This window comes from Corynebacterium sp. LK2510, from assembly GCF_040946405.1.
Taxonomy (GTDB): domain Bacteria; phylum Actinomycetota; class Actinomycetes; order Mycobacteriales; family Mycobacteriaceae; genus Corynebacterium.
In genome coordinates this window covers 193,228-219,220 of record NZ_JAYWLR010000001.1, presented here as the reverse complement: position 1 = coordinate 219,220, position 25,993 = coordinate 193,228, and the positions used below count along the sequence as shown (strand labels likewise).

The following is a 25,993-nucleotide window of genomic DNA, read 5'->3' as shown; positions in this document are numbered from 1 at the left end:
TCCGCTTTCTCTCGCTGCGCTTACTGTGAATCGATGATGCCCAGAACTTCGGCGACCACCCGTTGCGGCGGTCGCTCGTCAGTCCTCACTCGGAAGTCGGCGACCTCGCGGTAGAGCGGGTCGCGCTCCTCAAGGAGCTCGCGGTACCGCTGCGCCGGATCCTTCGCCGCGAGCACTGGGCGGCCGGGCTCACCAGCGGTTCGACGAACGCCTTCCTCGGCCGACACGTCAATCCACACCACGGTGTGGGGCTGCAGAAGTGCCCGCGTCATGGGGTGGACCACCGCCCCGCCACCGAGACTGACAACACCACCGGTAGCGAGAGCGCTGGCGACATAGCCTGCCTCGAGCGCGCGGAACTTCTCCTCGCCGAGCTCCGCGTACACGTCACCACAGCTCTTGCCCTCCCCGGCCTCAATAAGCTGGTCGGAATCCACGAGCGGCAGACACAGAGACGACGCTAGACGACGGCCAATCGTCGTCTTTCCCGCTCCGGGAGGACCGACTAGAACCACCCGAGGTCGGGAGTGCACTACCGAATTGGAGACGTCCCCGTTTGAGACATCCCCGCCTGCGATCGCGACGTCCAGCTCGACGCCGTCACCGTCGCGCAGGGTGGAATCAAGCATCTTCTCCTCCGAAGGCCATCCGCTGGGAAACGTATTCATTGTACGAGGAGAGATTGCGCTTCACCTCCGCGAGGCTGTCTCCGCCGAACTTCTCCGTCACCGCACGAGCAAGCACAAGGGCGACCATGGCCTCCGCCACGACACCGCCGGCGGGAACCGCGCACACATCGGAGCGCTGGTGGATGCCCGTCGCGGCCGCGCCGGTGGACATATCCACGGTGCGCAGAGCACGCGGGACTGTGGAGATCGGCTTCATCGCAGCGCGCACCCGCAGCTGCTCACCGTTGGTCATGCCGCCCTCCAGGCCACCGGCCCGGTTGGTCAGGCGCCGTAGGCCCTCGCCCTCACGCACCATTTCGTCGTGCGCCGCGGAGCCGCGCCGGCGAGCCTCTTCGAAACCGTCGCCGATCTCGACACCCTTGACGGACTGGATGCCCATGAGCGCCGCCGCGAGCTGCGCATCCAGGCGGTGGTCACCGGAGATGTGCGAGCCGAGTCCGACGGGCAGGCCATCCACGACGACTTCGACGATGCCGCCGAGAGTGTCGCCGTCCTTCTTGGCTGCCTCAATACGCGCGATCATGTCCGCCTCGCAGGTGGCGTCGAACGCGCGTACCGGGGAGGCGTCGATAGCCTCGATGTCCGAAAACGCCGGGGCGGGCCCCTCGTACGCGGCAGACTCGCCGATGGACACGACGTGGGAGAGAACCTCAACGCCCAGGGTGGAGCGCAGGAAACTGCGTGCCACGGCACCCGCGGCCACGCGGGCTGCAGTCTCGCGCGCAGACGAGCGCTCGAGGACCTTACGGGCGTCATCGAAGCCGTACTTCACCATGCCTGCGAAATCCGCGTGGCCGGGACGCGGGCGCGTCAGGCGCGCACCGCGCCCAGATGACATCGCCTTCGCCGTCTCGGGATCGTTCATGTCCAAAGGATCTGGCGACATGATCGTGGTCCACTTCGGCCACTCGGAGTTGCCGATCTGGACCGCGATGGGGCTGCCGATTGTCTCCCCGTGCACGATGCCCGTGAGAAGCGTGAGCTGGTCCGCCTCGAACTTCATGCGTGCACCGCGGCCGTATCCGAGTCGGCGGCGGGCGAGCTGGTAGGAAATCTCTTCTGCGGTGACGGGAACGCCAGCCGGCATGTTTTCGATGAGAGCGACTAGTGCTTGGCCGTGGGATTCCCCGGCAGTGGTCCAACGAAGCATGGTGTTCATTGTGTCACACAGGACGCTCTCAGCCGGTCATTAGTGCACAAACGCGCCCGCGCAGCACATCCACGCGGCCGCAATCATCGACGGCCCGTGGGCCACCGCCCGCTCTCGGACAACGAAGGCGTGGACGAGTGTCAGTGCACTTGCCAGCGCCATGGCGACGAGCACCCCCACGACACCTCCGGTGACGCCAGCGACTGCGACGCCCAAAGGCAGTGCAAGCTTGACGTCACCTCCGCCGACTCCCCGGCCGATGGCGAGGTAGATAAGCGGCCATGCCATCCCCCACCACCCAACCGGATGGGTCACGGCCCACCCAAGGGCGATGAAACCGGCCGGAAGCGTCAGTGCATCGGGCAGCCTCCGCGCACGCAGATCCCAGACGCACAACACGGCGCTCCATATCGCGGCCACGATCCCGGCCGCCAACCCCCCGGTCAGCACGGCTCGTAGCGTAGGCCAAAGAGACTAAGTCTGCACGGAACGCACGTGCGCTTCGAGCGCGGCGCGCATTGCGGCGCGCGGCGCGGGGTGCCCGGTGAACTGCTCGAACTGTGAGTATGACTGCCCGGCAAGCATGGACAACCCTCCGACTACACGGTGACCATTCGCCGCCGCGGCGGTAGCCAGGGGCGTCGGCCATGGGTTGTAGATAACGTCGAACACCGGCGCGTGTCCCAGATCTCCGGCGTGGAGTTTCAGCGCGTCTGCCGGAACCGTCGAGACAATGAGGTCGGCGTCCATTGCACGCTTTTCGACGTCGGTGTCGAAGCCCATGAACTCCAACGAGGCGGCACCAACGAGGTGCTCGACCTCACTGCGGCGGTCGCTCCGGTTGATCACCGTGATTGCCTCCACGCCCCGTCGCCCGAGTTCCCACAGCGCAGGCCGGGCCGTACCGCCAGCACCGACAACAAGTGCCGACCGTACCGGTCGATCCCCGAGGAGTTCGTCGAGTGCCGCGGCGATGCCCTCCGTGTCAGTGTTGTCAGCGCGCCACCCGGATGCGGTGCGAACGAGGGTGTTGGCAGAACCGATGGCACGCGCCCTGTCTGTGGCCTCCGTGGCACACTCCAGCGCGGCAAACTTGGCGGGCATGGTCACAGAGAATCCTCGAAAGCTGCGGTCTGCGCTCGCGACGACGCGGGCGAGGTCGGCCGCAGTGCATTCGATCCGGGAATACTCCCAGCCATCGAGTCCCGCGGCGAGATAACCCGCGCTGTGCAGCACCGGCGACAGGGAATGCGCAATCGGCGAGCCGAGCACCGCAGCCCGGTGTGTGACACCAGAGAGCGAAACGTCCGTCATGGGTCCAGCGCCACCTAGCGGTTGGAGTCGAGAATGCCGGACTCCACGGCGCGGGTGACGTCGTCGAGGTGCTCCTCGAAAGTGTTGTTGAACACCGTTGTGCCGTCGCTGTCGATGGTGACGAAGAACAGCCAGTCGCCCTCCTCCGGGTTTTCCATGGCCTCAATGGCTTCCATGGACGGCGAGGCGATCGGCGTCTCAGGCAGGCCATCCTTGGCGTACGTGTTCCACGGGGTCGGACGTAGGCGGTCTTCGTCGGTCGTGGCGACCTCGACCGACGGCAGCCCGTAGTTCACGGTGGAGTCGAACTCGAGACGCATCGGCTCCGCCAAGCGGTTGAGAATGACCCGCGCGACCTTACCGAATTCGCCGGCAGGCGCCTCGCGCTCGACGAGCGACGCGGCCGTGAGCAGCTCGTACGGCGTCAGGCCGATTGCTGCAGCGCGGTTGACGATGTCCGTGGACTCGTACTGGTTCGCAGAGCGTGTGATGAGGTCCGTCAGGATTTCCTCGGCGGAGGCGTCCGGGTTGACGATGTACTCACCCGGGGCGATGAGCCCTTCCAGGCGCTTCGGGTCGCCACTGTGCTGGTTGACAGCGTCCATCGCCCAGGCGGGCACTCCGAGCTGGGCGGGGTCCTCGTTGGCGGCAACGTTATAGAGTTCCTCTACCGTCACGCAGCCCGGTTTCGGAGAGTCACCGCAGGTGACCTGCTGAATCATGGAGAGGATTCCCAGACGCGTCTGTCCTCCCACGACAGCGACGTCCAGCAGCGTCGCTCCGCCGTAGACCTGCAGCGGGGTGATCTTGTTTGCAGGATCCAGCAGTGCCGCGACGGCGGACTCGGCACTCATTTCCTTTTGCAGGCGGTAGAAACCAGGCTGGATGTTATCCGAGTCCGCGTTGCTGAACGCCGCGGTTTGGAAGGCGCCGTTGGATTTGATCACGCCCAGTTCCTCGAGCTTCGGGCCCAGCTGAGAGACGTTGGAGCCTTCCGGAACCTCGACGATTTGCTCCTCCCCGTTTCCTGCGCCTGCAAAGTCGGAACCGCCTCCCGCCGACCGCGCGACCGAAATCCAGGCGACAAGACCGATGATGAGCAGGATCGACGCCACGAGGACGGCGGTGCCGCGCGTCCTGCGCTGGCTGTTGAGTCGGGAGCTCACGTGTTACTTCTCCTTTAGGTAGTTGGCTCGGCCATCCAGCCAGGACTGGAGGATCTCCACAGCCGCTGCCTGATCGATGACCTTGCGGCCGGCCTTCTCACTCACTCCTGCGGTACGCAGAGCGTGGGTTGCGGCAACCGTCGTCAACCGCTCGTCCGCCATACGCACAGCGACGTCGCTGCGGCGGCGGATGCGGAAAGCAATTTCTTTGGCGTGCTTGACGCTCGCAGATCCGTTGCCCTTGAGGTCTCGCGGCAATCCGACGACGACCTCCACGGCACCGTATTCCTCGATGAGTGCGAGAAGGCGCTCGATATCGGCGCCGTCCCGATCCTTGAAACCCGTCACTCGGGCAATCGTTTCAACCGGCATAGCCAGCCGCGCGTCCCGGTCCGAACACGCGACACCGATGCGCACGGTTCCCACGTCAACGCCGAGGCGGCGACCGGCGCCCGGGTCATCAACCCCAGGGGTGTCGGGCTGCACCTTCATACAGCACTCCTTGCGTCTCAGTGTTTCGGTGTTTCAGTGTTTCGGTGTTCAGGTATTTCAGTTGTCCACGGCCCGGGCACTGTGTCCTGTCGATCGGTACCAATTTTTGGCAATGAATCGGCCAAACAACACGCTAGCCGGTCACTGAGAGACCTCTGTGACCGGCTCGGCGTGTCTTAGACCTGTTTTGCTACGTTACCCAGGATCGGCCTAGCGTGCAGCGAGGTCCTCCCGCACGGCACGGAACGCGGCCTCAATACCGTCCGGGTTCGCGCCGGAGCCCTGTGCGAGGTCGGGTTTTCCGCCGCCGCGCCCATCGACGTACTCGCCGATGAGCTTGACCAGGTCTCCGGCCTTAACACCGGCGTCCACACCCGGTTTGGTCACTGCCACCGCGTACGGGATCTTCCCGTCGTTGCGGGAGGACACGACGACCACGGCCGGGGTGGTGCCAAGCCGTCCACGCAGGTCACCCGCGACGGTTCGCAGGTCCCCCGCCGCGACGGAATCGGCGAGCTCAGTGATAACGACGGTGAAGTCGCCGATGGTCTCGGAGCGCGCCATCAGCTCGGCGGTCTGGCTCATCAGCTGCTCGCGTCGCAAAGCTGCGATTTCCTTCTCCGCCGCGCGCAAGCGCTCGGTGAGCTGAGCAATACGGTCGGGCAGCTCCTCCGTCGGAGCCTTGAGCTCGCTAGCGAGGCCTGCTGCCAGTGCCGCCTCCTTGGAGAAGTAGCGGAACGACTCCATACCGGAGTATGCCTCGATGCGGCGCGCGCCCGAGCCAACGGAGGACTCGCCGAGAACGGCGACGGGGCCAATCTGTGACGAACGCTCCACGTGGGTACCGCCGCACAGCTCGATGGAGAACGGCCCACCGATCTCGACGACGCGTACCTGGTCGCCGTAGTTCTCGCCGAACAGCGCCATCGCGCCCATCGCCTTCGCCTTGTCCAACGACGTCTCGAGCGTGTTGACGGCGAGGTCGGCGTCGACAGCCTGGTTGGTGATGGTCGCGATGTCCTCGAGCTGCTGCGGGGTGAGCTGCTCGGTGTAGTTGAAGTCGAAACGCAGGTAACCGGGCTTGTTCAGCGATCCCGCCTGAACGGCGGTCGGGCCAAGCACCTGGCGCAGCGCGGCGTGGATGAGGTGCGTTGCGGTGTGCGCCTGGCGCGCGCCGTGACGCCACGCCTGGTCCACCTCGGCAGTGACCGTGGAGCCCAGGTCGAGGCCGCCGTTTTGCACGGTTGCTTTGTGGACCCACAGCTTCTTGCCAATCTTCTGCACGTCGTTGACGTTGAGAACCGTCTCCCCCATCACGAGGCGGCCACGGTCTGCCATCTGCCCGCCGCCCTCGGCATACATCGGCGAGACGTCGAGAATCACCTCGACCTCGTCACCCTGGCGGGCTTCGCCGACCTTCTCACCGTCGCGGACGAGACCGATGACAGTGCCGTCGTGAGTCAGTGTGTCGAAGCCGACGAACTCCGTCGGGTGAGCGTCGACCCACTCGCGGTACAGCGATTCGTCGATGTTGCGGTGCTTCTTCGCCTTGTTGTCGGCCTTGGCACGCTCGCGCTGGGCCTTCATCTCCGCGTTGAACGCGTCCATGTCGACCTCGAGGCCCGCTTCGCGCGCCATCTCAAGGGTGAGGTCAATCGGGAACCCGTAGGTGTCGTGCAGCTCGAAGGCCTGCTCGCCGGCCAGCACAGAGCTTCCCGACGACCGGACCGACGCCGCAGCCTCATCAAAGCGGTGCGTGCCGGATTCGAGCGTGCGCAGGAACGCGCGCTCCTCGGCCTTCGCCACACGCAGGATGCGGTCGCGGTTGTCCTCGATCTCCGGGAACGACGGGCTCATCGTGTCCATGATGGTGGTCATGAACGTCTCGATGACGTCGCCCGTGGCCCCGAGCAGTCGTGCCGAGCGAATGATGCGACGCAGCAGGCGGCGCAGGATGTAACCGCGTCCCTCGTTCGAGGGGGTCACACCGTCGAGGATGATCATCATCGCCGTTCGGGAGTGATCGGCGATCACGCGGAAGCGGACGTCGTCGACCTGGTTGCCCGCGTCGTAGCGGGTTCCAGTCAGCTGCGCTGCGGCGTCGATGACCGGGCGCAGCAGGTCGGTCTCGTAGACGTTGTCGACGCCCTGGAGGATGCAGGCGACACGCTCGATGCCCATACCGGTATCGATGTTCTTCTTCGGCAGCTCTCCGACGATGTCGAAGCCGCCCTTCTTGTCACCTTCGCCGCGGATGGACTCCATGAACACGAGGTTCCAGATCTCCATGTAGCGGTTGTCATCGGCAAGCGGGCCGCCCTCCTTGCCGTACTCGGGGCCGCGGTCGTAGTAGATCTCCGAGCAGGGGCCACACGGTCCCGGGATACCCATCGACCAGAAGTTGTCCTCCATGCCCATGCGCTGGATGCGCTCTTCGGGAACTCCGATAACGTCGCGCCAGATACCGGCGGCCTCGTCGTCGTCGAGGTAGACCGTCACCCAAAGACGATTCGGGTCGAGGCCAAGGCCGCCGTCCGCAACCGGGTTCGTCAGAAGCGACCAGGCGTGCTTGATCGCTCCCTCCTTGAAATACTGGCCGAAGGAGAAGTTGCCCGCCATCTGGAAGAAGGTGTTGTGGCGCGTGGTGATACCGACCTCTTCGATGTCGAGCGTGCGAACGCACTTCTGGATCGAGGTTGCGGTGCCGTTTTCGAACGGCGGATTCTGCTGGCCCAGAAAGTACGGCTTGAACGGCACCATGCCGGCGTTGACGAACAGCAAGGTGGGGTCATCCAAGATCAGCGAGGCGCTCGGCACGGGGGTGTGCCCGGCGTTGACGAAGTGCTCAGTGAAGCGCTTGCGGATCTCATGAGTGTGCACGGCGATGGCCTCCGGAGTGTTGGCGGAATTGTCCGCAACTACTTTACCCGCGCCCACCCGCTGCCCTACTTTCCCCGGACGATGCGGCGCAAGCGCCCGATGTAGTCGCGGATCCGTTTCTCCGCGCCGTGGTCCGTGGGCTCGTAATACACGGCGCCTTCAAGGCCCTCGGGAATGTATTGCTGAGCCACGACACCGCGAGGATCGTCGTGAGGATAGACGTAGCCCACGGCGTTGCCGAGCGCTTTGGCTCCCTCGTAGTGACCGTCGCGCAAGTGAGCGGGAACAGCGCCCGTCTTGCCTGCCTTCACGTCTTCTTGGGCGCGCGTGATCGAAGCAATCACGGCAGCAGATTTCGGCGCAGTGGAGAGGTGAATCACCGCCTGGGCCAGGGGAAGCCGCCCCTCGGGCATCCCAATAAGCTGCACGGCCTGCGCCGCAGCGGTCGCTGTCTGCAGTGCGGTGGGATCGGCCATGCCGATATCCTCCGATGCCAAGATGACCAATCGACGCGCGATGAACCGCGGGTCCTCCCCCGCCTCAATCATGCGAGCCAGATAGTGCAGGGCGGCATCAACATCCGAGCCACGAATCGATTTGATGAAGGCCGAGACCACGTCGTAGTGCTGGTCCCCGTCGCGGTCGTAGCGCACAACCGCGCGGTTGACGCTGTTTTTCACTACCTCGGGGGTGATCGTCTCGCCCTCGTCGACAGCTTCCGCAGCAGCCTCAAGATACGTCAGCGCGCGGCGCGCGTCACCGCCTGCGAGCATGACCAGTTGCTCGCGTGCTGTGTCATCGAGCCGAACCCGGTTGTCCAGTCCGCGGGGGTCAGTGACAGCTCGGTCGATCACGGCAGCGAGGTCATCCTCGCTCAGCGATTCAAGCTGCAGCAGCAGCGACCGCGACAAAAGCGGCGCAACCACGCTAAACGACGGGTTCTCGGTCGTTGCCGCGACGAGCAGAACGGTCTGGTTCTCGACAGCCGCGAGCAGCGCGTCCTGTTGCGTCTTGGAGAACCGGTGGACCTCATCGATAAACAAAACGGTGCGGTCCCCGCGCGCGAGGTCGCGGCTCGCTTGGCTGATGATGGCCCGCACCTCCTTCACCCCGGCGGACAAGGCGGAAAGCGCGACGAAGTTCTGTCCAACCTGGGCGGCGATGAGCGATGCGATAGTCGTCTTTCCCGTCCCCGGTGGCCCGTACAAGATGACAGACGCGGCGCCGGATCCTTCGATGAGCCGGCGCAGGGGCTTGCCCTCGGCGAGGAGTTGACGCTGTCCGAAGATCTCGTCGAGCGAGCGCGGCCGCATCCGCGCCGCCAACGGCGCAGACGCCGCGGTGTCGAAAAACGACGTTCCCCGGTGCCCGTCAGTCGAGCTCGTGCTGTCGCCGAAGAGTCCCTCCTGCATAGCGGCGTCGCCTACTTCAGCCGCTGCGCGACGCTGCAGGCCCACTCCGACATGACCGGGCAGGAGGGAGCTCGGCCGAGGGCGCAGTAGCGGGCTAAGGCGTCGAAGGTCTCGTAAAGATCGCGGCGCACCAGGATCTCGTCTTTGGTGAACGGGCCTTCGGAGCGCGGCCTGAGGACGTCGCCGAGGATCTCCAGCGATTCTCCCGGAGACACGACGGTGTCGAGATCTGCGCCGGCTGCACTGACGTCCTCGGTCAGCGCTTCGCCGGCAACACCGAGCTCGTCCAAGTCGGTCACGTTGAGGATAGACACGCTTGACAACGCCCACCCCAGCAAGGCCCCGGATACTAGGTCGTGCAAGGTGTCCTCGTGGCGCACGGCAGGCCAAATGGTTTCTACCTCGTGCACCCATGCGTCGAGAAACGCCTGCGCCTCGTCATCCGAGATCTGCCGGGTAGCGACGTAGTTGGGGAACCCGCCAACGACAAAACCAACGTCGAAAGTCGCGTCACGGAAGCCCGCCCACTCGTAGTCCAAGAACTCGGTGCGGCCCGCGTAGATGATGTTGTCGGGCGAGAGATCAAACGGAGTAAAAGCACGGTGGGAGCCGTTGAGCAGCCGGGTGTGCATTTTCTCCGTCGCCTGCGCGACCTCGGGAGGGATCGCAATGCCGGACTCCTCCACCATGGACAAACCCAACCGGATACGGTGCATAAGCAACCGCTCGCGCAGCCCCTGTACTTGACGCTGCGATTCCCGGCTGCGCATCATCCGGGCGAGCAGCGCATCAAAATCCGCCTCCCGGCCGGCTGTCCCGGCGTGCATCCTTCCCAGGGCAGAACCCAGCGTGCGCAGAATCTGCACGCGGTCCTCATCGCCTGCAGCGGCGAGGAGCGTTTCGAGGGTGTCGCCGTCACCGGAATCGGAAATGATGATGAGGCGCTGCTTAGTGTCATAGCCCAGCAAGAAGGGCCCGGGCCGAACTTCCTCGCTCAGCGAGGTGGTGAACTGATATGCCACGACCTCGCGGAGGAAGGCAGAATCCTCAAGCACGTCGCCGGTCCGCGGCGACTGCTTGACCACTACGGAACGGTGCTGCAGAAAGGGATTCGTCGCCACTCGGGCGCGGTAGACCTCCGCGAATCCCGAGCCGGTGAGCCGGGTGGCGTCGAGAAGCTTCTGCGTCCCTCCGTAGCGGCGGGTGAGGATATCCTCCGCCGCCGTGATGACCTCTGGGTTGTCGTGCTCCATCGGGGTCCTCCTAGCGGACTGGGTTATTTCTCCTCGGCGGCCTCCGCAGCCTTGGGCTTGGCGTCGACGCCTGTTTCCTTGCGCTGTTCGCGGGTGATGGGGGCCGGTGCATCCGTGAGCGGGTCGACGCCGCCGCCGGACTTCGGGAAGGCGATGACGTCGCGGATGGAGTCGAATCCGCCGAGCAGGGATACGATGCGATCCCAGCCGAACGCGATGCCGCCGTGCGGAGGCGCACCGTAGGAGAAGGCCTCGAGCAGGAAGCCGAACTTCTCCTGAGCTTCTTCGTCCGAGATGCCCATGACCTCGAAGACGCGCTGCTGCACCTCGCGGTCGTGGATACGGATCGAACCGCCGCCGATCTCGTTGCCGTTGCAGACGATGTCGTACGCGTAGGCGAGGGCCTCACCCGGGTTCTTGTCAAAGGAATCGAGGTATTCAGGCTTCGGCGAGGTAAAAGCGTGGTGGACTGCAGTCCAGCTGGAGTTACCCAGGGCAACATCGCCGGAGGCGGTGGCATCAGCGGCCGGCTCGAACAGCGGTGCATCGACGACCCAGGTGAAGGCCCAGTCGCCGTCCTTGATCAGGTCGAGCTTTCGCGCGATCTCACCGCGGGCTGCACCAAGCAGAGCGCGAGCGCTCTTCGCGTCACCGGCAGCGAAGAAAATGCAGTCACCCGGTTTTGCACCGACGTGTGCGGCGATGCCGGCCTTTTCTTCGTCGGTGATGTTCTTCGCCACGGGGCCGCCGAGCTCGCCGTCATCCTGGACCAGGATATATGCCAAACCCTTCGCGCCGCGCTGCTTGGCCCAGTCCTGCCACGCATCGAGTTGGCGGCGTGGCTGGGACGCCCCGCCTTCCATAACGACGGCGCCGACGTACTCATTCTGGAACACGCGGAATGTGGTGTCCTTGAAGAAGTCCGTGCACTCCACAAGCTGGATATCAAAACGCAGGTCCGGCTTGTCAGAGCCGTACTTCTCCATTGCGTCTTTGTAGGTCATGCGCGGAATCGGCGTGGAAATTTCGTAGCCGATGAGCTTCCACAGCTCAACCAAGATCTCCTCGGCGAGCTCGATGATGTCTTCCTGGTCGACGAAGCTAGCCTCGATGTCGAGCTGCGTGAACTCAGGCTGGCGGTCAGCGCGGAAGTCCTCATCACGGTAGCAGCGCGCGATCTGGAAATAGCGCTCCATACCCGCGACCATGAGCAGCTGCTTGAACAGCTGCGGAGACTGCGGCAGGGCGTACCAAGAACCCGGGCGCAGTCGCGCCGGGACCAGGAAGTCGCGCGCTCCCTCCGGGGTGGAGCGCGTCAGGGTCGGGGTTTCAATCTCGACGAAGTCGCTCTTGGCAAGCACAGTACGGGCGGCGCGGTTGGCCTCGGAGCGCAGGCGCAGGGCGCGCGCCTGGCGCTCGCGGCGCAGATCCAGGTAGCGGTACTTGAGGCGGGTTTCTTCGCCGACTTCGCTGGAGGAGAAGTCCTCAACCTGGAACGGCAGCGCGGCAGACTTGTTCAGGACCACCAGGTCGGTGGCGTTGACCTCAATCTCACCGGAAGCAAGGTTCGGGTTAGCCGAGCCCTCCGGGCGCGGCTCAACCACGCCTGTGACCTGGACGCAGTACTCACTGCGCAGGTCGTGCGCGGCTTCAGCGACCTCAGACTCTCGGAACACCACCTGCGCGAGGCCTGAGCGGTCACGCAGGTCGATAAAGATCACTCCGCCGTGGTCACGGCGGCGGGATACCCAACCGGTAAGGGTAACGGTCTGACCGTCGAGTTCTTTGCGGAGGTCTCCCGCCAAGTGAGTGCGCAGCACGGTAATTTCCACGTCCTTCCACGTGAGGGCTGTTGCTATCTGTGGGCAGTCTACCCGCGGCCCCGACACCGGGACACAGAACCCGCCCCATGGTTCGAACCAGCCCAGGGTTGCCAGAGGCAATCCAGCAGATGGGCGGGTCACGCTACCGACGGGGGCTATCTTTTGGCAGACTTTCGCTATGACATTCAACAGCAACTTTAACCGTGGCGGCGGCGGCCGCGTCACCACCAGCTCCGGAGGCGGAACGGGCGGTGGTTTGGGCGGCATGCCCATCGCCATCGGCGGCGGAGGTATCGGCACACTGCTCCTCGTCGCCCTGCTTTACTTCCTCGGCGGAGGTTTGGGTGGCGGGCAGACCACCCAGCCTGGCCCCCAGGCAAATTCCGCGGGCTCTTACAACCTCGACCACTGCGAAAGCCCGAACGCAGCGAACGAATACGACGACTGCCGCGTCGAAGCGACCATGTATTCCACCGATGCCGTGTGGCAGGAGGTGCTTCCTGCTCAGGCCGGGATTGCGTACCAGCAGCCTGGGATGCACCTTTTCCGTGATCGTGTCGCCACGGCCTGCGGTAACGCCTCCTCGGCTACTGGGCCGTTCTACTGCCCTGCTGATAGCACTGCGTACCTCGACGTCAGCTTCTTCGAGCAGCTTGGCCAGCTCGGTGGCGCCAACGGCCCGCTCACTCAGGAGTACGTGGTCGCCCACGAAATTGGTCACCACGTCCAGCAGCTTGAGGGAACTCTCGGGTTGAGCAACTACAACGACCCTGGCGAGGATTCCGCGGCGGTGGCTATCGAGCTTCAGGCTGATTGCTACGCGGGCATCTGGGCGAAGCACGCTGCTGAGGGCCCGGACGCAATGCTCGAACCCATTACTCGCGAGCAGCTGAGCCAGGCGGTGCAGACTGCCCGCGCGATTGGTGACGACAACATCCAGAAACGCTCCGGGCAGGAAGTCAACCCGGACGCATGGACCCACGGCTCCTCCCAGCAGCGCGAGGAAGCCTTCATGGCCGGTTACGAAACCGGCCGGATGGGCTCCTGCGACTTCCTCAACCGCGGGGTGTACTCCTCTTAGCTTTTACCCTTCGGCTCGAGACGGGTACGTTTCTTCCGACCTCTACCCAGTACGACGAACCCGCCTTGGCAGTATCTGCCGGGCGGGTTTCGCTTTGCCCCGGCGGGAATAGGTGACACATCATCAATGTTGCGTAGAATGTAAACCACGAACCCGACACACCGACAGTTAGGAAAGCTCATGCAGTTCGGAATCTTCAGCATCGGCGACGTCACCACCGATCCGACCACCGGGCACACCCCCACGGAAAAGGAGCGCATCGACGCTATGACAGCGATCGCGCTCAAGGCTGAGGAGGTGGGGCTCGATGTCTTCGCCACCGGCCAGCACCACAACCCGCCTTTCGTCCCCTCCTCGCCGACCACACACCTCGCCTACATCGGTGCGAAAACATCGCGGATCCAGTTGTCCACCTCCACTACGCTTATCACCACCACAGACCCGGTGCGCATCGCCGAGGACTACTCATTTTTACAAAACCTTGTCGACGGCCGGATGGACCTCATGCTCGGGCGCGGCAATACCGGACCGGTCTATCCATGGTTTGGCAAAGATATCCGCCAAGGTATCCCGCTTGCTGTAGAGAACTATCACCTGCTGCGGCGACTGTGGCGCGAACCTGTAGTGAACTGGCAAGGACAGTTCCGCACCCCGCTCAACGGGTTCACCGCAACACCCTCCCCACTCGAGGGCGTCGCACCCTTCGTCTGGCACGGCTCTATCCGTTCGCCCCAGATCGCCGAGCAAGCTGCGTTCTATGGGGACGGCTTCTTCCACAACAACATTTTCTGGAACATGGAACACACCGCCTCGATGGTGAACTTGTACCGCAACCGGTACGAGTCTTACGGCCACGGCCGCGCAGATCAGGCAATTGTGGGTCTGGGTGGACAAGTCTTCATCGCCGAGTCGGAGGAGGCAGCAAAGAAGCAATTCCGCCCCTACTTCGACAACGCGCCGGTCTACGGCCACGGCCCGAGCTTGGAGGAGTTCACGGCTAGCACCCCGTTGACGGTGGGCACGGCAGAGATGGTCATCGAGCGCACCATGAGCTTCGCCGACGCTGTGGGCGACTACCAGCGACAGTTGTTCCTCATGGACCATGCTGGTCTGCCGCTCGAGGTTGTTCTCGACCAGATCGAGCTGCTCGGCACCCAGGTCGTGCCCGAGCTGCGCCAGCGCATGGAGGCACGTCGCCCGGAGCACGTGCCGTCAGATCCGCCCACCTTTGACACCCTGCTCGCCGCCAAGAAGGCAGGCACACCCCACCCGCACTTCGAGGTCAACCCGGGAGAGGAGAAGAAGTAATGCCCACTCTGTTCGTTATCAGCGCGGGGGTCTCCACCCCCTCGACGACCCGCCAGGTGGCAGATGCGCTTGCCGAAGCCGTCGCGAACGCGGCCGGATCGAATCCACTCGACATCACCACTGTGGAGCTGCGGGAGTACGCTTCCGACCTCGCACACGCCGTCTCCACCGGTATCTCCACGAAACGCCTCGATGAACTCAAGCGCTCATTGTCCGCCGCGGATGGGTTGATCGCGGCCACGCCGGTGTTCGCGGCGAGCTACAGCGGCCTATTCAAGATGCTCTTCGACATCCTCGACACCGACGCGCTCAACGGCATGCCGACCATTCTCGCCGCAACAGCGGGCACACCACGCCACTCACTCGTTACCGAACACGCAATGCGCCCGCTGCTGACGTACCTCCGCGCGGTCATCGTGCCGACATCGGTTTTCGCTGCCACGGAAGATTTCGGCGGTGTAGGTGGTAAAGCCCTCAACCAGCGCATTGAGCGCGCGGCCCAAGAACTTGCCGGCCTCATGTTCTCGACTCCCAACACGCGCTTTTCTGGCCCGGAAAACGCCGACTACAGCACTCGGCCGCGCAAGTCGGGGCTCGATCTCGACGATGACTTTGTGCCCTTTAGCGAGCTGCTCGCAGGCCACTCCGGTGTACCCGCCTCGTCCGAGCCGGGAGCCGCCACGATGCGTTAATATTCCGTCATGTCACAGAGCACAGTGAGCGTGGTTGACCTATTCAGTATCGGAATCGGTCCGTCGTCATCACACACGGTCGGGCCGATGCGCGCCGCGAATCAGTTCGTGGAGAAGCTTGGCGCAGTGCCTACCCGTGTCCGAGTTGAGCTGCGCGGCTCACTCGCGGCGACAGGCATCGGCCACGGCACAGACCGTGCAGTCCTGCTCGGTCTTGTGGGGTGGACCCCGCTCACCGCCTCGTCGGACGTTGCTCCACTACCAGGTGAGTCAATCCCCGCAAAGGGCACCATTGAGGGGTCCGGCGGAACCGTCGAGTACGAGGTCGTCTTCGACCCCGCACCGGTGTCCCCACACCCCAACTGTCTCATTTTTGATGCGTGGGATGACGCAGGAAACCTCGTCGCTGACCGGGCGGAGTATTACTCCATCGGCGGCGGGTTCATTCTTGACCACGCAGGGATGAACGCTAAAGGTGCAGATCCCGACATCGCCACCGAGCATGCGGGGCAGGTCGTGCCGTTCGAGTTCCACAGCGCCGCCGAACTCATGCGCATTTGCGAGGACAACGATCTGACCATCGCAGAGGTTATGCGGGCCAACGAGGACGCTCTTCACGGGTGGAGCTCCGTACGCGAGCACCTCGATCGCGTGTGGGACGTCATGCAGGAGTGCGTCTCCCGCGGGTTGAAATCAGAGGGGATCCTGCCGGGAGGATTAAACGTGGTGCGCCGCGCGCCCCGCCTCTACCGCCTCCTCACCGCAGAATACGAGGCTTCCACCGCGCGCGGGCTTGACGCAATGGAATGGGTCAACCTGTACGCTCTGGCGGTCAACGAGGAAAACGCCGCCCACGGCCAGGTGGTAACAGCGCCGACGAACGGAGCGGCCGGAATCATCCCGGCAGTCATGCACTACTGCCGCGACTTCACCGACGGTTTTACCCAGGACAAGGCCCGCGAGTTCCTGCTCACCGCAGCCGCCATCGGCATCATCATCAAGACGAATGCATCGATCTCCGGCGCAGAGGTGGGCTGCCAGGGTGAGGTTGGTTCCGCATCGTCTATGGCTGCTGCGGGCATGTGCGCCTTGCTCGGAGGATCCCCGTCGCAGGTAGAAAACGCCGCCGAAATTGCCCTCGAGCACAATCTCGGGCTCACATGCGACCCGGTCGGGGGCCTTGTCCAGGTGCCGTGCATCGAGCGCAACGCGATCGGCGGGGTCAAGGCCATCAATGCCGCCCGCTTAGCCAAGCTTGGCGACGGCTCCAACATCGTCACACTCGACAACGTCGTCGAGACGATGGCCTCCACGGGCCGCGACATGTCCGACAAATACAAAGAGACCTCCATGGGAGGCCTCGCTGTACAGCTGGGGATGCCGGTAAACCGGATCGAGTGCTAGCGCATCGCCCCGATCACGGCCTCAATGTTAAGCGCGACGTCGACCTGCGAGTGGTTCGCCAGATCCTTAACAGCAATTTGGCCGGATTCGAGTTCGCGCTCGCCGAGGACAAGCGCGTAGCGTGCCCCCGCACGGTCTGCGCCCTTCATTGCGCCCTTGAGCCCGCGGCCGCCGTAGGACATGTCGGCGGCGATGCCGGAAGCCCGGAGGGCGTCGATAAGCGAGCTCATCCGCTTGCCCGCTGCCTCACCGATGGCCACGCCGAAGACATCGACGCGACGGTCAACACCCTCGAGCTGGACCTGTTCCGCCTCGAGCGCGAGAACAGTGCGGTCGACGCCTAGGCCGAAACCAATGCCGGACAGATCCTGCCCGCCGATCTGGGCCATCAATCCGTCGTAGCGGCCGCCGCCACCAATGCCCGACTGGGCGCCGAGGCCGTCGTGGACGAACTCGAAGGTGGTCTTGGTGTAGTAGTCGAGGCCACGCACCATGCGCGGGTTCACCACGTAGGGAACACCAAGTTCGTCCAGGCCCCCGGTAACCGTCTCGAAGTGGGCCTGAGACTCTGGTGAAAGGTGATCGAGCATCAGGGGGGCCTCGGCAAGCAACTCCTGGACCTCCGGGCGCTTATCGTCGAGCACGCGCAGCGGATTAATCTCCGCACGGTGGCGGGTCTCCTCGTCCAGCGGAAGCTTGAGCAGGAATTCCTGCAGCTTCTCGCGGTACTGCGGGCGGCACGTTGCATCGCCCAAGCTGGTCAGCTCGAGACGGAAACCGTTCAGCCCGACGCTGCGGTAGCAGCGATCGGCGAGCGCGATGACCTCGACGTCGAGCAACGGGTCATCGACGCCGATAGCTTCGACACCGACCTGCTGGAGCTGGCGGTAACGACCAGCCTGGGGGCGCTCGTAGCGGAAGAAGGGCCCGTAGTAGTTGAGCTTGACCGGCAGGTATCCGCGATCGAGGTTGTGTTCGATGACAGCGCGCATGACACCCGCGGTGCCCTCGGGGCGCAGCGTGACGGAGCGGTCGCCGCGATCCGCAAAAGTGTACATCTCCTTGGAAACAATGTCCGTCGACTCACCCACACCACGAGCGAAAAGGTTGGTGTCTTCGAAGATTGGCAACTCGATGTGCTGGTAACCCGCGAGGCGGGCCTGGCGGGCAAACTCATCGCGCACCCGGATGAAGGTTGCGGAGGCCGGGGGCACGTAATCTGGCACGCCCTTCGGGGCAGAAAGGGGCTGGCGCTTGGCGGTAGTCGAGGTGTTCTGGCTCGCGGTCATGACGACCAATTCTAGCGCCCCTCCCCCGCTGACCCGCTGCTAGCGTCCGGTGTTTGCGGCGCGCAGGTACGGATTGGTTCGACGCTCGTAGCCCATCTGGGTTGTCGGACCGTGTCCTGGCAGGATGGCGGCTTCATCTGGCAGATCCCACACGGGACCGCGCAAGCTGTCTCCCATCGCCGCATCGTCGGAGTACGGCAGGTCCGTGCGGCCGATGGAGCCGCGGAAGATGACGTCGCCGGCGAGCACGAAGCCCTCGCCAATAAACAGGGTGCTTCCCGGGGAATGGCCAGGGGCGTGGCGTGGGAGCAGCTCGATGCCGGCGAGAACGATCTCCTCGCCGTCGTGGACGTCTACAACCTCCTCGACTCGAGTCATCGACTCCACGTCGAAGGGAAGACGAAGGCGCTCGGTCACGCCCTCGCCCGCTTCGAGCATGAACGCGTCAGCCGGATGGATGTATGTGGGAAGGCCAAACGCACCGGCGTCGCGGGTGTGGTCGATGTGGCCGTGCGTGAGCAGCACCGCCTCCAGCGTCGCGCCCTCCTTCGCTACGAGCTCGCAGACGCGCTCGTAGGCACCGAGGCTCGGGTCCACCACGAAGGCGGGACAGCCCGTAGCCGTGTCGTTGATGATGACGTAACAGTTCGTCTGGAATGGTCCTGCGCCGAAACCTGTAATTTTCATACCGCTACCCTACTGCCCGCGCTGCTACACCTGTGGTGGTGAGCACACCTGATAGGCTGATCGCGTCCATTTGACCGTCAGCTAGGCACAACGAGGTAACCCAAAGTGGCACACAACGAGCAGCGAGGCAAAGACGCTCTGAAGAACTTAGAGCGCGACCTCAACTCCCGCGATCGCAAGGAGAAGTCCGCCCCCTGGACCATCGCGGCACTCTCCGCCGTGGTCCTCCTGGCTGCTGGCGGCGGTATCTACTTCCTCGCCAACCAGGACGACGGCGATACTGAGGTCTCCGCAGCCGACGAGTCCCCTGCTTCCACCACCGCCGAGCCGATCCAGGGCGAACCTCTCTCGCGCCAGCGCGCCACCCCCCTTCCGGCAACGGTTTCCTGCTCCTACGACGAAGCCCCAGGTGCGGGCAAAAGCACCGACGCGGGCGTCCCCCCGACTGACAATGTTTCCACCGAGGGCACCGCGACCATCAATCTCGAGACCTCCGCCGGCCCGATCGGCCTCGAGCTCGACCGCTCTGTTGCACCCTGCACCGTCAACTCCATGGAGTATCTCGCGTCCGAGGGGTACTTTAACGACACCGTCTGCCACCGCCTGACCACCAGCGAAGGCCTCAAGGTCCTGCAGTGCGGCGATCCGACGGGTACCGGCTCCGGTGGCCCGGGATTCCAGTTCGCCAACGAGTACCCCACCGACGAAGCACTGGAAAACCTTGACGATTCCGCCCTTCCGGAGGGCATTCCTGCCGAGCAGGAAGATGCCTACCGTGGTCAGCTGCTGCAGGCCGAAGGCCCCGTCACCTACGAGCGCGGCACCATCGCTATGGCAAACGCCGGACTCGGCACCAACGGCTCCCAGTTCTTCCTCAACTACGGCGATTCCACCCTCCCGCCGCTCTACACCTACTTCGGCACTATCAACGACGAGGGCCTTCGCACTCTCGACGCCATCGCCGAGGAAGGCGTCGAAGGCGGGCTTGCCGACGGCGCCCCCGCCGAAGAGGTCAAGATTGAGTCTGCAAAGACAGCCTAGAGGGGTGTGGCGGGGCATGGTCTCACCTCCGTGCCCTTGCGATACGTTAACTACAGCATTAAGGTAAGTCAGCGTCACTTCGATGCCCAGAAAGATTGGATCAAACATGCAGTTCCGCAAGGGATTCCTCGCAGCCGCAACCGCTACCGCTGTTCTCGCCGGTGGCCTCGCCGCTCCGGCCCAGGCCGAGGAGAACAACGCCCCCGTCGTTGACGCCACTATCAAGGTCGAGACCACCACCCCGGAGAAGACCGAGACCACCGACACCGAGAGCAAGGGCTCTGCTGACGACTTCTCCTCCCAGATCGGTTCCTCCGACTTCGCAGACAAGACCTCCAAGGAGCAGGCTGACGAGATCAAGTCTTGGCTCAGCGTCATCACCGCCATCATCGGTGTGCTGACCGCAGTCGGCGGCTTCGCCGTGAAGTACATGCGCTAAATCCCTTCGGGGTTTACAACCCGCGCGTAACCGAAAGGCCCGCAACCAGATGGTTGCGGGCCTTTCGCATGCACGCTTCTGCGCGTACACTCTACGAGGTCACACGGTAGATGTCGAAAACACCCTCGATGTTGCGCATCTGGTTCATCAGCGTGCCGAGTTGCTTGGTGTCGGACACACCTACGGTGAAGCGGACGTTGGCGATGTTGTCGTCGCCGAGCCTCGAGCTCAGAGCCATGATCGGCAGCTTCTGTTCGCTCAAAGCACCCGTTAGCTCGGCGAGAAGGCCCTGCCGGTCGAGGGCCTCAACCTGAAGCGTCGACACGGTCGCGCTCGAGTCTGCCGGCGTGTTCGACCAGGCGACGCTGACCATCCGCTCCGGCTCTTCGTTGAGCTTCGCAGCGTTCGTGCAGTCCGTGCGGTGCACCGACACGCCGCCGCCGCGGGTGACGAATCCGAAGATCTCATCCCCCGGCACCGGCTGGCAACACTTGGCAAGCTTGGCCATAACGTCGGGGCTGCCCTCGACGAGGATCGCGGGCCCACCAGTGCGCGGTGCTGGGCGGACCAGCTCCGCAATTGGTGCACGCGCGGTCAGCGCGTCGACAGCATCGCTTTCTCCGCCGACAAGGTCGGTGAGGAGCTTGGTCACATGCTGCGCGGAGACAGTGCCTGCGCCGATTGCCGTGTAGAGCGCATCCACATCCGGGTAGTGGAGCTGGACCGCGACCTGGCGCATGTACTCGGCGGTGAAAAGCCGGTGCAGCGGAAGGCCGCCGCGCTGCACCTCCGTGGCAAGGGCATCGCGTCCCGCTTCGAGGTGCTCCTCACGGCGTTCCTTGGCAAACCACTGCCGGATTTTCGCTTTTGCCCGCGGGGAGACGACAAAGTCCTGCCAGTCGCGCGACGGGCCAGCGTTCTCGTCCTTGGAGGTAAAAACCTCGACCTTGTCACCGGACTTCAGCTCCGACTCCAGGGCCACGAGTTTTCCGTTGACCTTCGCGCCGATACAGCGGTGCCCCACCTCTGTGTGCACCGCGTAGGCGAAGTCCACGGGAGTCGAACCCGCCGGGAGGTTGACCACGTCGCCCTTCGGCGTGAACGCGAAAATCTGCTGGCTGCTCAGGTCGTAGCGCAGGGAATCGAGAAACTCGTTCGGGTCCGCGGCTTCTTTTTGCCAGTCGAGCAGTTGACGCATCCACGCCATCTGATCGACCTCTGCCTGGTCGCCCTTGTGGGAGCCCTTCGTTTCCTTGTAGCGCCAGTGCGCAGCCACACCGAATTCGGCGTTGTAGTGCATCTCGTGGGTGCGCACCTGCACCTCCAGAGCGCGGCCCCCATCGGTCATCACGGTGGTGTGCAGCGACTGGTAGACCCCGAATCGGGGGTTGGAGATGTAGTCCTTGAAGCGTCCGGGCAGCGCCGAATAGAGAGCATGCACCACACCAATGGCGGCGTAGCAATCGTTGACGTTGTCAACGAGCACGCGCAGACCCACTAGGTCGAAGATCTCGTTGAACTCGTGGCCGCGCACGACCATCTTCTGGTAAATGGACCAGTAGTGCTTTGGCCGGCCCATAACCTCGGCGTGAATACTGTTGGCTTTAAGCTCCGCCTCAAGTTGGGCGGTAATTTCCTTCAAGGCGCGATCCCGCGACGGTGCTCGGTCAGCAACGAGGCGGACGATCTCCTCGTACTTCTTCGGGTAGAGAATGGCGAACGCGAGGTCTTCGAGCTCCCACTTCACCGACGCCATACCGAGACGGTGCGCGAGCGGGGCGATGACGTCGAGCGTCTCCTTAGCCTTCTTCGCCTGCTTTTCTGGCGGCAGGAAGCGCATGGTGCGCATGTTGTGGAGTCGGTCGGAGACCTTGATCACCAGCACGCGCGGGTCTTCGGCCATCGCGACAATCATCTTGCGGATCGTCTCGGCCTCGGCGGCCGCGCCGAGAGCGACCTTGTCGAGCTTCGTCACGCCGTCGACAAGCCTGGCGACCTCGGGGCCGAAGTCGCGCGAGAGATCCTCCAGCGAGTAATCCGTGTCCTCGACTGTGTCGTGCAATAGCGCTGCGACGAGCGTCGTGGTGTCCATGCCGATCTCGCCGCAGATTGTGGCAACGGCCAACGGGTGGGTGATGTAGGGCTCGCCCGACTTGCGGAACACGCCCTCGTGAAGCCGCTCGGCGGTGTCGTACGCGCGGTTGAGCAGCTCGGCATCCGCCTTGGGGTGGTACGTCCGGTGGATCGACAAAAGTGGATCCAGAACGGGATTGACCTTGGCTCGGCCCCCCGTTAGGGAACGCGCCAGGCGGGCAGAGACGCTGCGCACGCTTGAGGCCGAACGCCTCGGCGTCTTTTCACTGGTCATCAACAGCCCCTTTCCTCGCGGCGCCGCTACTTGCCCTCAGCCAGGACCACCAGCGGTGCACCTGACAACTTGTCTCGGCCCCCAAGGTCGGGGACCTCGAGGACTACGACGTAGCCCACGACGCTACCACCTGCGCGCTCAATGAGGTCGGTAGCAGCTACGAGTGTGCCACCGGTGGCGAGGACATCGTCGACAAGCACAACCTTGCGGCCCTTAACCTCGATTCCCTCCCCGGGGATCTCGAGCGCTGCGGTGCTGTACTCGGTGGTGTATTCCTGCGTAAGCACAGGAGGCGGCAGCTTGCCTTTCTTGCGAATCGCCAAAACGCCAAGCCCGAGCTCGTAGGCGACAGCGGATCCGAGGAGGAAACCGCGGGCGTCGAGGCCGCCGATCAGATCCGCACCCAAGTCACGGCTGTGCTGGGCAAGTTCGTGAATCACGGCGTGGAGCGCGGGGCCGTCAGCCAGCACCGGTGTGAGGTCTTCGAACACAACCCCCTGCTCAGGGAAGTCCTTCACTTTCCGGGTCTTTGCCGCCAAGGCCTCCGCTGCCGAGGTGTACGGCTGCGTCGCGTTAGGTTCCACCGGTTACCTCACTTGTTCTCGGTCATGCTGGCAGACTGCGGGCTCGCAGCCTGCCATCGGTCCATGTTCCAGCCGATGCCGGCACTTCCCGTGTACACAACTACGTTACCCACGTTGCGGTCGACGACGAAGTTCCTAGGTTGCGCGGACAGCGGGATCGACGGAAGCTCCTCCCACAGGCGTCTCTCGTTGTCGCGCAGCGCTGCGATATCCTGCGCTCGCGTTCCCACCCCGGTGTATTCCGTTGCCGGGTCAACCGGGCGAAGAAGGACGTCGATCGTTCCCTCTGTCTCGATCGCCTCCCCCCATTCGCCGAACTCCACGCGCGCGAGGTCACCCAGCGTCTTGTCCCCGCCGGCGTCGATCACGGTCACGCCGAAAGGCTCGCAGGAGGCGCGAACTGCCTCGAGCATTGCTGCGTAACGAGCGGACGATCCGGTGTAACCGATCCTGATCTCCATCCCAGCCAGAACACTCGCGGCGGCGGGGTCGACCCCGCCATGCGCGTCGACGATGTCGTAGAAGCGCCGCGCAAGAGCGTCGTTCGCAGAAACAACGTGCACGAGGTGAGGCGGCACCTCCATTCCGCTTGCGGCACTCGACGCCGCAGCCACGGCTCCATGGTCCATGCAGGCAGCGAAGGCGCGCCTGTAGTCGTGGTACGCCCAGATACCGTTCGTGGCGAAGGTCAAAGAGTCCGTCAGATCGCCCACAGCCTGCTTGACGTCGAAGGGGTTCGCTTCTTCGTTCGGATCGAGCCAGCTTGGGGTGGAGCTCGGAAGCTCAGCGACGCGCAGTGCGCCGGACTCAGCGAGCGTCGCTGTATCAGCGCTCGCTGGCCACACCACTAGCTTCGGAGTGCGTGGAGCGTCTCCGTGGTATGACTCGTTGGCTACGAGGGTTACCTCTCCCGCCTCGCCGACTGATTCGATCCGGTAGGGCCCAAACGCGGCCGCCATCTCGGGGTCGAACGTTGCGAGGTCGAACCCGTCACGCCACGCTTGAGCAATCGTATACATGCCGGTGACATCGCTCGATGCAAGTACATCGCCGAGCTGGTTCTCGTCGATACCAGCCTTGCGTGCGACGGCATGCGCAGGCACAACGGTTCCGGCGCCGAACAACCCGCGCCACCTGTCGCCGGCACCTTCGTTGAACACAACGGTGAATTCCTTGCTCCCGGGCTCGCAGAGTAGATCCGCGACCTCAGAAAACAGCGGCATGTGGGAGCCGAAAAGCTCCGGCGTTTCGCCTGCTTTGAAGGCTAAGAGGTAATCCGTGCAGGTAACCGGGGCACCGTCGGAAAACGTCGCGGCCTCGTTGAGTGTGTAAATCACCCGCCGTTGAGCGCCGGGCAGAACCTGCGTGGTGGCCAGATCCGTATTCGGGATCATCTGCCCGTTCGGTCCCGGCACGAACACGCCTGGATACAGGCGCCCGGACAGCGTCTGCGCCATCTCCGAGACACCCGCCATGGTGCCGGCATTCGTCGTCGAGACGTCTGTTGGCAACTGATAGCCGAAGTGGTCGGTGGTCTCCCCCGCCTCCTGCTGTGAGGTCGGACCGGAGCACGCCGCGAGAAACACCCCGGCTCCCGCCAGGACACCCACGGTGCGACTACGGTTCATGCTCACTCCAATCTCTCCGGCGCCGTGCGCTGACACAGTGCGTTTAGGCCGCGTGTTGCAGCCTCGCCGCAGTGCTTATCGACGCCACCGCTACCTCGTGGTCGGCCGCCACGTGCTCGTCGCGGCCGCCGGGGCGTCGTCGACAGCACCCGGATGCTGCACGGGGCTCGCGACGGTGCGCGAGGCTGCGGTCGCGGCCTTTGTTTCGGCTGACTCGGTGAGTTCACCAGAACGGTAGCGTTCTACCTCCCGGTTGTGCTCGCGGAACTCCTTGCGGCGATTGACGATGGTCACCAGCAGCGGGGTTGCGAGGAACAGGGAGGAGAAGATGCCTTCCAGAACTCCGATGAGCTGGATCAGTGCGAGGTCGCGCAGCGTGCCCACGCCCATCATCCACACTGCGACGACCATCAGGGCGATAATCGGCAAGGCCGAGATGACCGAGGTGGAGATCGAGCGCATGACCGTCTGGTTGATTGCCAAGTTGGCTTCTTCCCCGTAGGTCGACCGGCGCGAGTCAAGCACCCCGGAGGTGTTCTCCTTGACCTTGTCGAAGACGATGACCTTGTCGTAGATTGAGAAGGTCAGCACGGTGAGCAGACCGATGATCATCGCCGGCGTGACCTCAAGCTGGAACAGCGAGTACAGGCCGAGGATGAGAATGCCGTCGACGACAAGAGTCACCATTGCTGCGATAGCCATGTCGCGCTGCAGACGCAGAGCAACGTAGAGCGCAGCGGCGATGAGGAACACGCCCATGGCCAGAAGCATGCGCTGGGTGATGGTGGAACCCCACGACTCGGAGACGGTGGAGTCGCCGATGGCGTCGGCAGTGGCCTCACCTTGGTCATTGACCGGCTGGTGCTCCTCGTAGATCGCTTGGCGTGCCGCGTCGATCTGCTCCTGGCTCAGGTGCTCGGCGTTGATCTCGAGGACGCGGGTATCGCCGGCGCCGACGATCTGGGTCAGTTCAGGCACCACGCCGGTGGCGTCGATGAAGGTCTCTTCGACCTGCTCTGCGACAAGGTCGCCGGCAGGCATGCTGAGCTTGGTGCCGCCTTCGAAGTCGATGCCGAGGTTAAATCCGCGCACGGCGATTGCCAGCAGGGAAATTGCCAGCAAGGCGGTCGCGAGGATGTACCACAGCTTCGATCGTCCGATGAAGTCGATGGCGCCGTCGCCGGAATACAGCTTGTCGTAGCGGGAACGGACACGCGGCGATGCGACGGCGGTGGTGGATTCCGCGGTGTCGGCAGCGGCTGCACCGTTGTTTGAGATAGAGGTGCTAGACAT

Annotated in this window: 22 protein-coding genes; 6 read left to right on the top strand and 16 right to left on the bottom strand. The window is 64.0% G+C overall.

Annotated features, from left to right (window positions below):
• Positions 1-20: 20 nt before the first annotated feature.
• The 10 genes from VVR41_RS01035 to aspS form a co-directional block, all read right to left on the bottom strand.
• A complete protein-coding gene (locus VVR41_RS01035; protein WP_368523232.1) occupies positions 21-629 on the bottom strand; it encodes a shikimate kinase in 609 nt (202 codons plus the stop codon).
• Positions 622-1,839, bottom strand: a complete 1,218-nt coding sequence (gene aroC, locus VVR41_RS01030; protein WP_368523231.1) for a chorismate synthase — start codon at positions 1,837-1,839, stop codon at positions 622-624. The genes VVR41_RS01035 and aroC overlap by 8 nt, the downstream gene beginning before the upstream one ends.
• Positions 1,840-1,878: 39 nt before the next feature.
• Positions 1,879-2,289 carry a prepilin peptidase gene (locus tag VVR41_RS01025; RefSeq protein ID WP_368523230.1) on the bottom strand — a complete coding sequence of 137 codons (411 nt, stop codon included), beginning with the start codon at positions 2,287-2,289 and terminating at the stop codon, positions 1,879-1,881.
• 24 nt (positions 2,290-2,313) lie between these two features.
• A complete protein-coding gene (locus tag VVR41_RS01020; protein WP_368523229.1) occupies positions 2,314-3,153 on the bottom strand; it encodes a shikimate dehydrogenase in 840 nt (279 codons plus the stop codon).
• A gap of 14 nt (positions 3,154-3,167) precedes the next feature.
• Positions 3,168-4,319 carry an endolytic transglycosylase MltG gene (gene mltG / locus VVR41_RS01015; protein ID WP_368523228.1) on the bottom strand — a complete coding sequence of 384 codons (1,152 nt, stop codon included), beginning with the start codon at positions 4,317-4,319 and terminating at the stop codon, positions 3,168-3,170.
• Positions 4,320-4,322: 3 nt separating this feature from the next.
• Positions 4,323-4,811 carry a Holliday junction resolvase RuvX gene (gene ruvX, locus VVR41_RS01010; RefSeq protein ID WP_368523227.1) on the bottom strand — a complete coding sequence of 163 codons (489 nt, stop codon included), beginning with the start codon at positions 4,809-4,811 and terminating at the stop codon, positions 4,323-4,325.
• 210 nt (positions 4,812-5,021) lie between these two features.
• A complete protein-coding gene (alaS, locus tag VVR41_RS01005) occupies positions 5,022-7,691 on the bottom strand; it encodes an alanine--tRNA ligase (RefSeq protein ID WP_368523341.1) in 2,670 nt (889 codons plus the stop codon).
• A 65-nt stretch (positions 7,692-7,756) separates the two neighbouring features.
• Entirely contained in the window at positions 7,757-9,103 is a 1,347-nt protein-coding gene (locus VVR41_RS01000) for a replication-associated recombination protein A (RefSeq protein WP_368523226.1), read from the bottom strand.
• An 11-nt stretch (positions 9,104-9,114) separates the two neighbouring features.
• The gene (locus VVR41_RS00995) at positions 9,115-10,356 is read right to left on the bottom strand and encodes a phosphotransferase family protein (protein WP_368523225.1); all 1,242 of its coding nucleotides are present in this window, start codon (positions 10,354-10,356) and stop codon (positions 9,115-9,117) included.
• 23 nt (positions 10,357-10,379) lie between these two features.
• Positions 10,380-12,176 (bottom strand): aspartate--tRNA ligase, encoded by a 1,797-nt coding sequence (aspS, locus tag VVR41_RS00990; RefSeq protein WP_368523340.1) that lies wholly within the window; start codon positions 12,174-12,176, stop codon positions 10,380-10,382.
• A 181-nt stretch (positions 12,177-12,357) separates the two neighbouring features.
• On the opposite strand from aspS, the gene VVR41_RS00985 reads away from it, so the two are divergent.
• From VVR41_RS00985 to VVR41_RS00970, 4 genes are all read left to right on the top strand, one after another.
• Entirely contained in the window at positions 12,358-13,260 is a 903-nt protein-coding gene (locus VVR41_RS00985; protein ID WP_368523224.1) for a neutral zinc metallopeptidase, read from the top strand.
• A gap of 180 nt (positions 13,261-13,440) precedes the next feature.
• Complete coding sequence (locus VVR41_RS00980) at positions 13,441-14,568, top strand: LLM class flavin-dependent oxidoreductase (RefSeq protein ID WP_321103977.1); 1,128 nt, start codon at positions 13,441-13,443, stop codon at positions 14,566-14,568.
• Complete coding sequence (locus tag VVR41_RS00975) at positions 14,568-15,260, top strand: FMN reductase (RefSeq protein WP_368523223.1); 693 nt, start codon at positions 14,568-14,570, stop codon at positions 15,258-15,260. Before VVR41_RS00980 ends, VVR41_RS00975 begins: the two co-directional genes overlap by 1 nt.
• Before the next feature lie 9 nt (positions 15,261-15,269).
• The gene (locus tag VVR41_RS00970; RefSeq protein WP_368523222.1) at positions 15,270-16,664 is read left to right on the top strand and encodes an L-serine ammonia-lyase; all 1,395 of its coding nucleotides are present in this window, start codon (positions 15,270-15,272) and stop codon (positions 16,662-16,664) included.
• On the opposite strand, the gene hisS is transcribed toward VVR41_RS00970, so the two are convergent.
• Together hisS and VVR41_RS00960 are read right to left on the bottom strand one after the other, a co-directional pair.
• Entirely contained in the window at positions 16,661-17,953 is a 1,293-nt protein-coding gene (gene hisS, locus VVR41_RS00965) for a histidine--tRNA ligase (RefSeq protein ID WP_368523221.1), read from the bottom strand. The two genes, VVR41_RS00970 and hisS, sit on opposite strands and share 4 nt — an antisense overlap.
• 39 nt (positions 17,954-17,992) lie before the next feature.
• A complete protein-coding gene (locus VVR41_RS00960) occupies positions 17,993-18,640 on the bottom strand; it encodes an MBL fold metallo-hydrolase (RefSeq protein ID WP_368523220.1) in 648 nt (215 codons plus the stop codon).
• 105 nt (positions 18,641-18,745) lie between these two features.
• On the opposite strand from VVR41_RS00960, the gene VVR41_RS00955 reads away from it, so the two are divergent.
• Together VVR41_RS00955 and VVR41_RS00950 are read left to right on the top strand one after the other, a co-directional pair.
• Positions 18,746-19,681, top strand: a complete 936-nt coding sequence (locus VVR41_RS00955; protein WP_368523219.1) for a peptidylprolyl isomerase — start codon at positions 18,746-18,748, stop codon at positions 19,679-19,681.
• A gap of 106 nt (positions 19,682-19,787) precedes the next feature.
• The gene (locus VVR41_RS00950) at positions 19,788-20,120 is read left to right on the top strand and encodes a hypothetical protein (protein ID WP_368523218.1); all 333 of its coding nucleotides are present in this window, start codon (positions 19,788-19,790) and stop codon (positions 20,118-20,120) included.
• Between the two features lie 91 nt (positions 20,121-20,211).
• Here the strand turns inward: VVR41_RS00950 and VVR41_RS00945 are convergent, their stop codons facing one another.
• The 4 genes from VVR41_RS00945 to secF all read right to left on the bottom strand — a co-directional run bounded on the left by VVR41_RS00945 (position 20,212) and on the right by secF (position 25,993).
• Positions 20,212-22,488 carry a bifunctional (p)ppGpp synthetase/guanosine-3',5'-bis(diphosphate) 3'-pyrophosphohydrolase gene (locus tag VVR41_RS00945; RefSeq protein ID WP_368523217.1) on the bottom strand — a complete coding sequence of 759 codons (2,277 nt, stop codon included), beginning with the start codon at positions 22,486-22,488 and terminating at the stop codon, positions 20,212-20,214.
• Positions 22,489-22,514: 26 nt separating this feature from the next.
• On the bottom strand, positions 22,515-23,072 hold the full coding sequence (locus tag VVR41_RS00940) for an adenine phosphoribosyltransferase (RefSeq protein ID WP_368523216.1): 558 nt from the start codon (positions 23,070-23,072) through the stop codon (positions 22,515-22,517).
• An 8-nt stretch (positions 23,073-23,080) separates the two neighbouring features.
• On the bottom strand, positions 23,081-24,700 hold the full coding sequence (locus VVR41_RS00935) for an ABC transporter substrate-binding protein (protein ID WP_368523215.1): 1,620 nt from the start codon (positions 24,698-24,700) through the stop codon (positions 23,081-23,083).
• A 90-nt stretch (positions 24,701-24,790) separates the two neighbouring features.
• Positions 24,791-25,993 carry a protein translocase subunit SecF gene (secF, locus tag VVR41_RS00930; protein WP_368523214.1) on the bottom strand — a complete coding sequence of 401 codons (1,203 nt, stop codon included), beginning with the start codon at positions 25,991-25,993 and terminating at the stop codon, positions 24,791-24,793.

Excerpts from the sequence above, each read along its gene's own strand:
- VVR41_RS00980 (WP_321103977.1), top strand. The coding sequence starts at position 13,441 with ATGCAGTTCGGAATCTTCAGCATCGGCGACGTCACCACCGATCCGACC.
- VVR41_RS00935 (WP_368523215.1), bottom strand. The coding sequence starts at position 24,700 with ATGAACCGTAGTCGCACCGTGGGTGTCCTGGCGGGAGCCGGGGTGTTT.
- hisS (WP_368523221.1), bottom strand. The coding sequence starts at position 17,953 with ATGACCGCGAGCCAGAACACCTCGACTACCGCCAAGCGCCAGCCCCTT.
- VVR41_RS01020 (WP_368523229.1), bottom strand. The coding sequence starts at position 3,153 with ATGACGGACGTTTCGCTCTCTGGTGTCACACACCGGGCTGCGGTGCTC.
- VVR41_RS01035 (WP_368523232.1), bottom strand. The coding sequence starts at position 629 with ATGCTTGATTCCACCCTGCGCGACGGTGACGGCGTCGAGCTGGACGTC.
- secF (WP_368523214.1), bottom strand. The coding sequence starts at position 25,993 with ATGTCTAGCACCTCTATCTCAAACAACGGTGCAGCCGCTGCCGACACC.
- VVR41_RS01000 (WP_368523226.1), bottom strand. The coding sequence starts at position 9,103 with ATGCAGGAGGGACTCTTCGGCGACAGCACGAGCTCGACTGACGGGCAC.
- ruvX (WP_368523227.1), bottom strand. The coding sequence starts at position 4,811 with ATGAAGGTGCAGCCCGACACCCCTGGGGTTGATGACCCGGGCGCCGGT.
- VVR41_RS00960 (WP_368523220.1), bottom strand. The coding sequence starts at position 18,640 with ATGAAAATTACAGGTTTCGGCGCAGGACCATTCCAGACGAACTGTTAC.
- VVR41_RS00995 (WP_368523225.1), bottom strand. The coding sequence starts at position 10,356 with ATGGAGCACGACAACCCAGAGGTCATCACGGCGGCGGAGGATATCCTC.
- aroC (WP_368523231.1), bottom strand. The coding sequence starts at position 1,839 with ATGCTTCGTTGGACCACTGCCGGGGAATCCCACGGCCAAGCACTAGTC.
- VVR41_RS00950 (WP_368523218.1), top strand. The coding sequence starts at position 19,788 with ATGCAGTTCCGCAAGGGATTCCTCGCAGCCGCAACCGCTACCGCTGTT.
- VVR41_RS00945 (WP_368523217.1), bottom strand. The coding sequence starts at position 22,488 with ATGACCAGTGAAAAGACGCCGAGGCGTTCGGCCTCAAGCGTGCGCAGC.
- VVR41_RS00985 (WP_368523224.1), top strand. The coding sequence starts at position 12,358 with ATGACATTCAACAGCAACTTTAACCGTGGCGGCGGCGGCCGCGTCACC.
- VVR41_RS00970 (WP_368523222.1), top strand. The coding sequence starts at position 15,270 with ATGTCACAGAGCACAGTGAGCGTGGTTGACCTATTCAGTATCGGAATC.
- VVR41_RS00975 (WP_368523223.1), top strand. The coding sequence starts at position 14,568 with ATGCCCACTCTGTTCGTTATCAGCGCGGGGGTCTCCACCCCCTCGACG.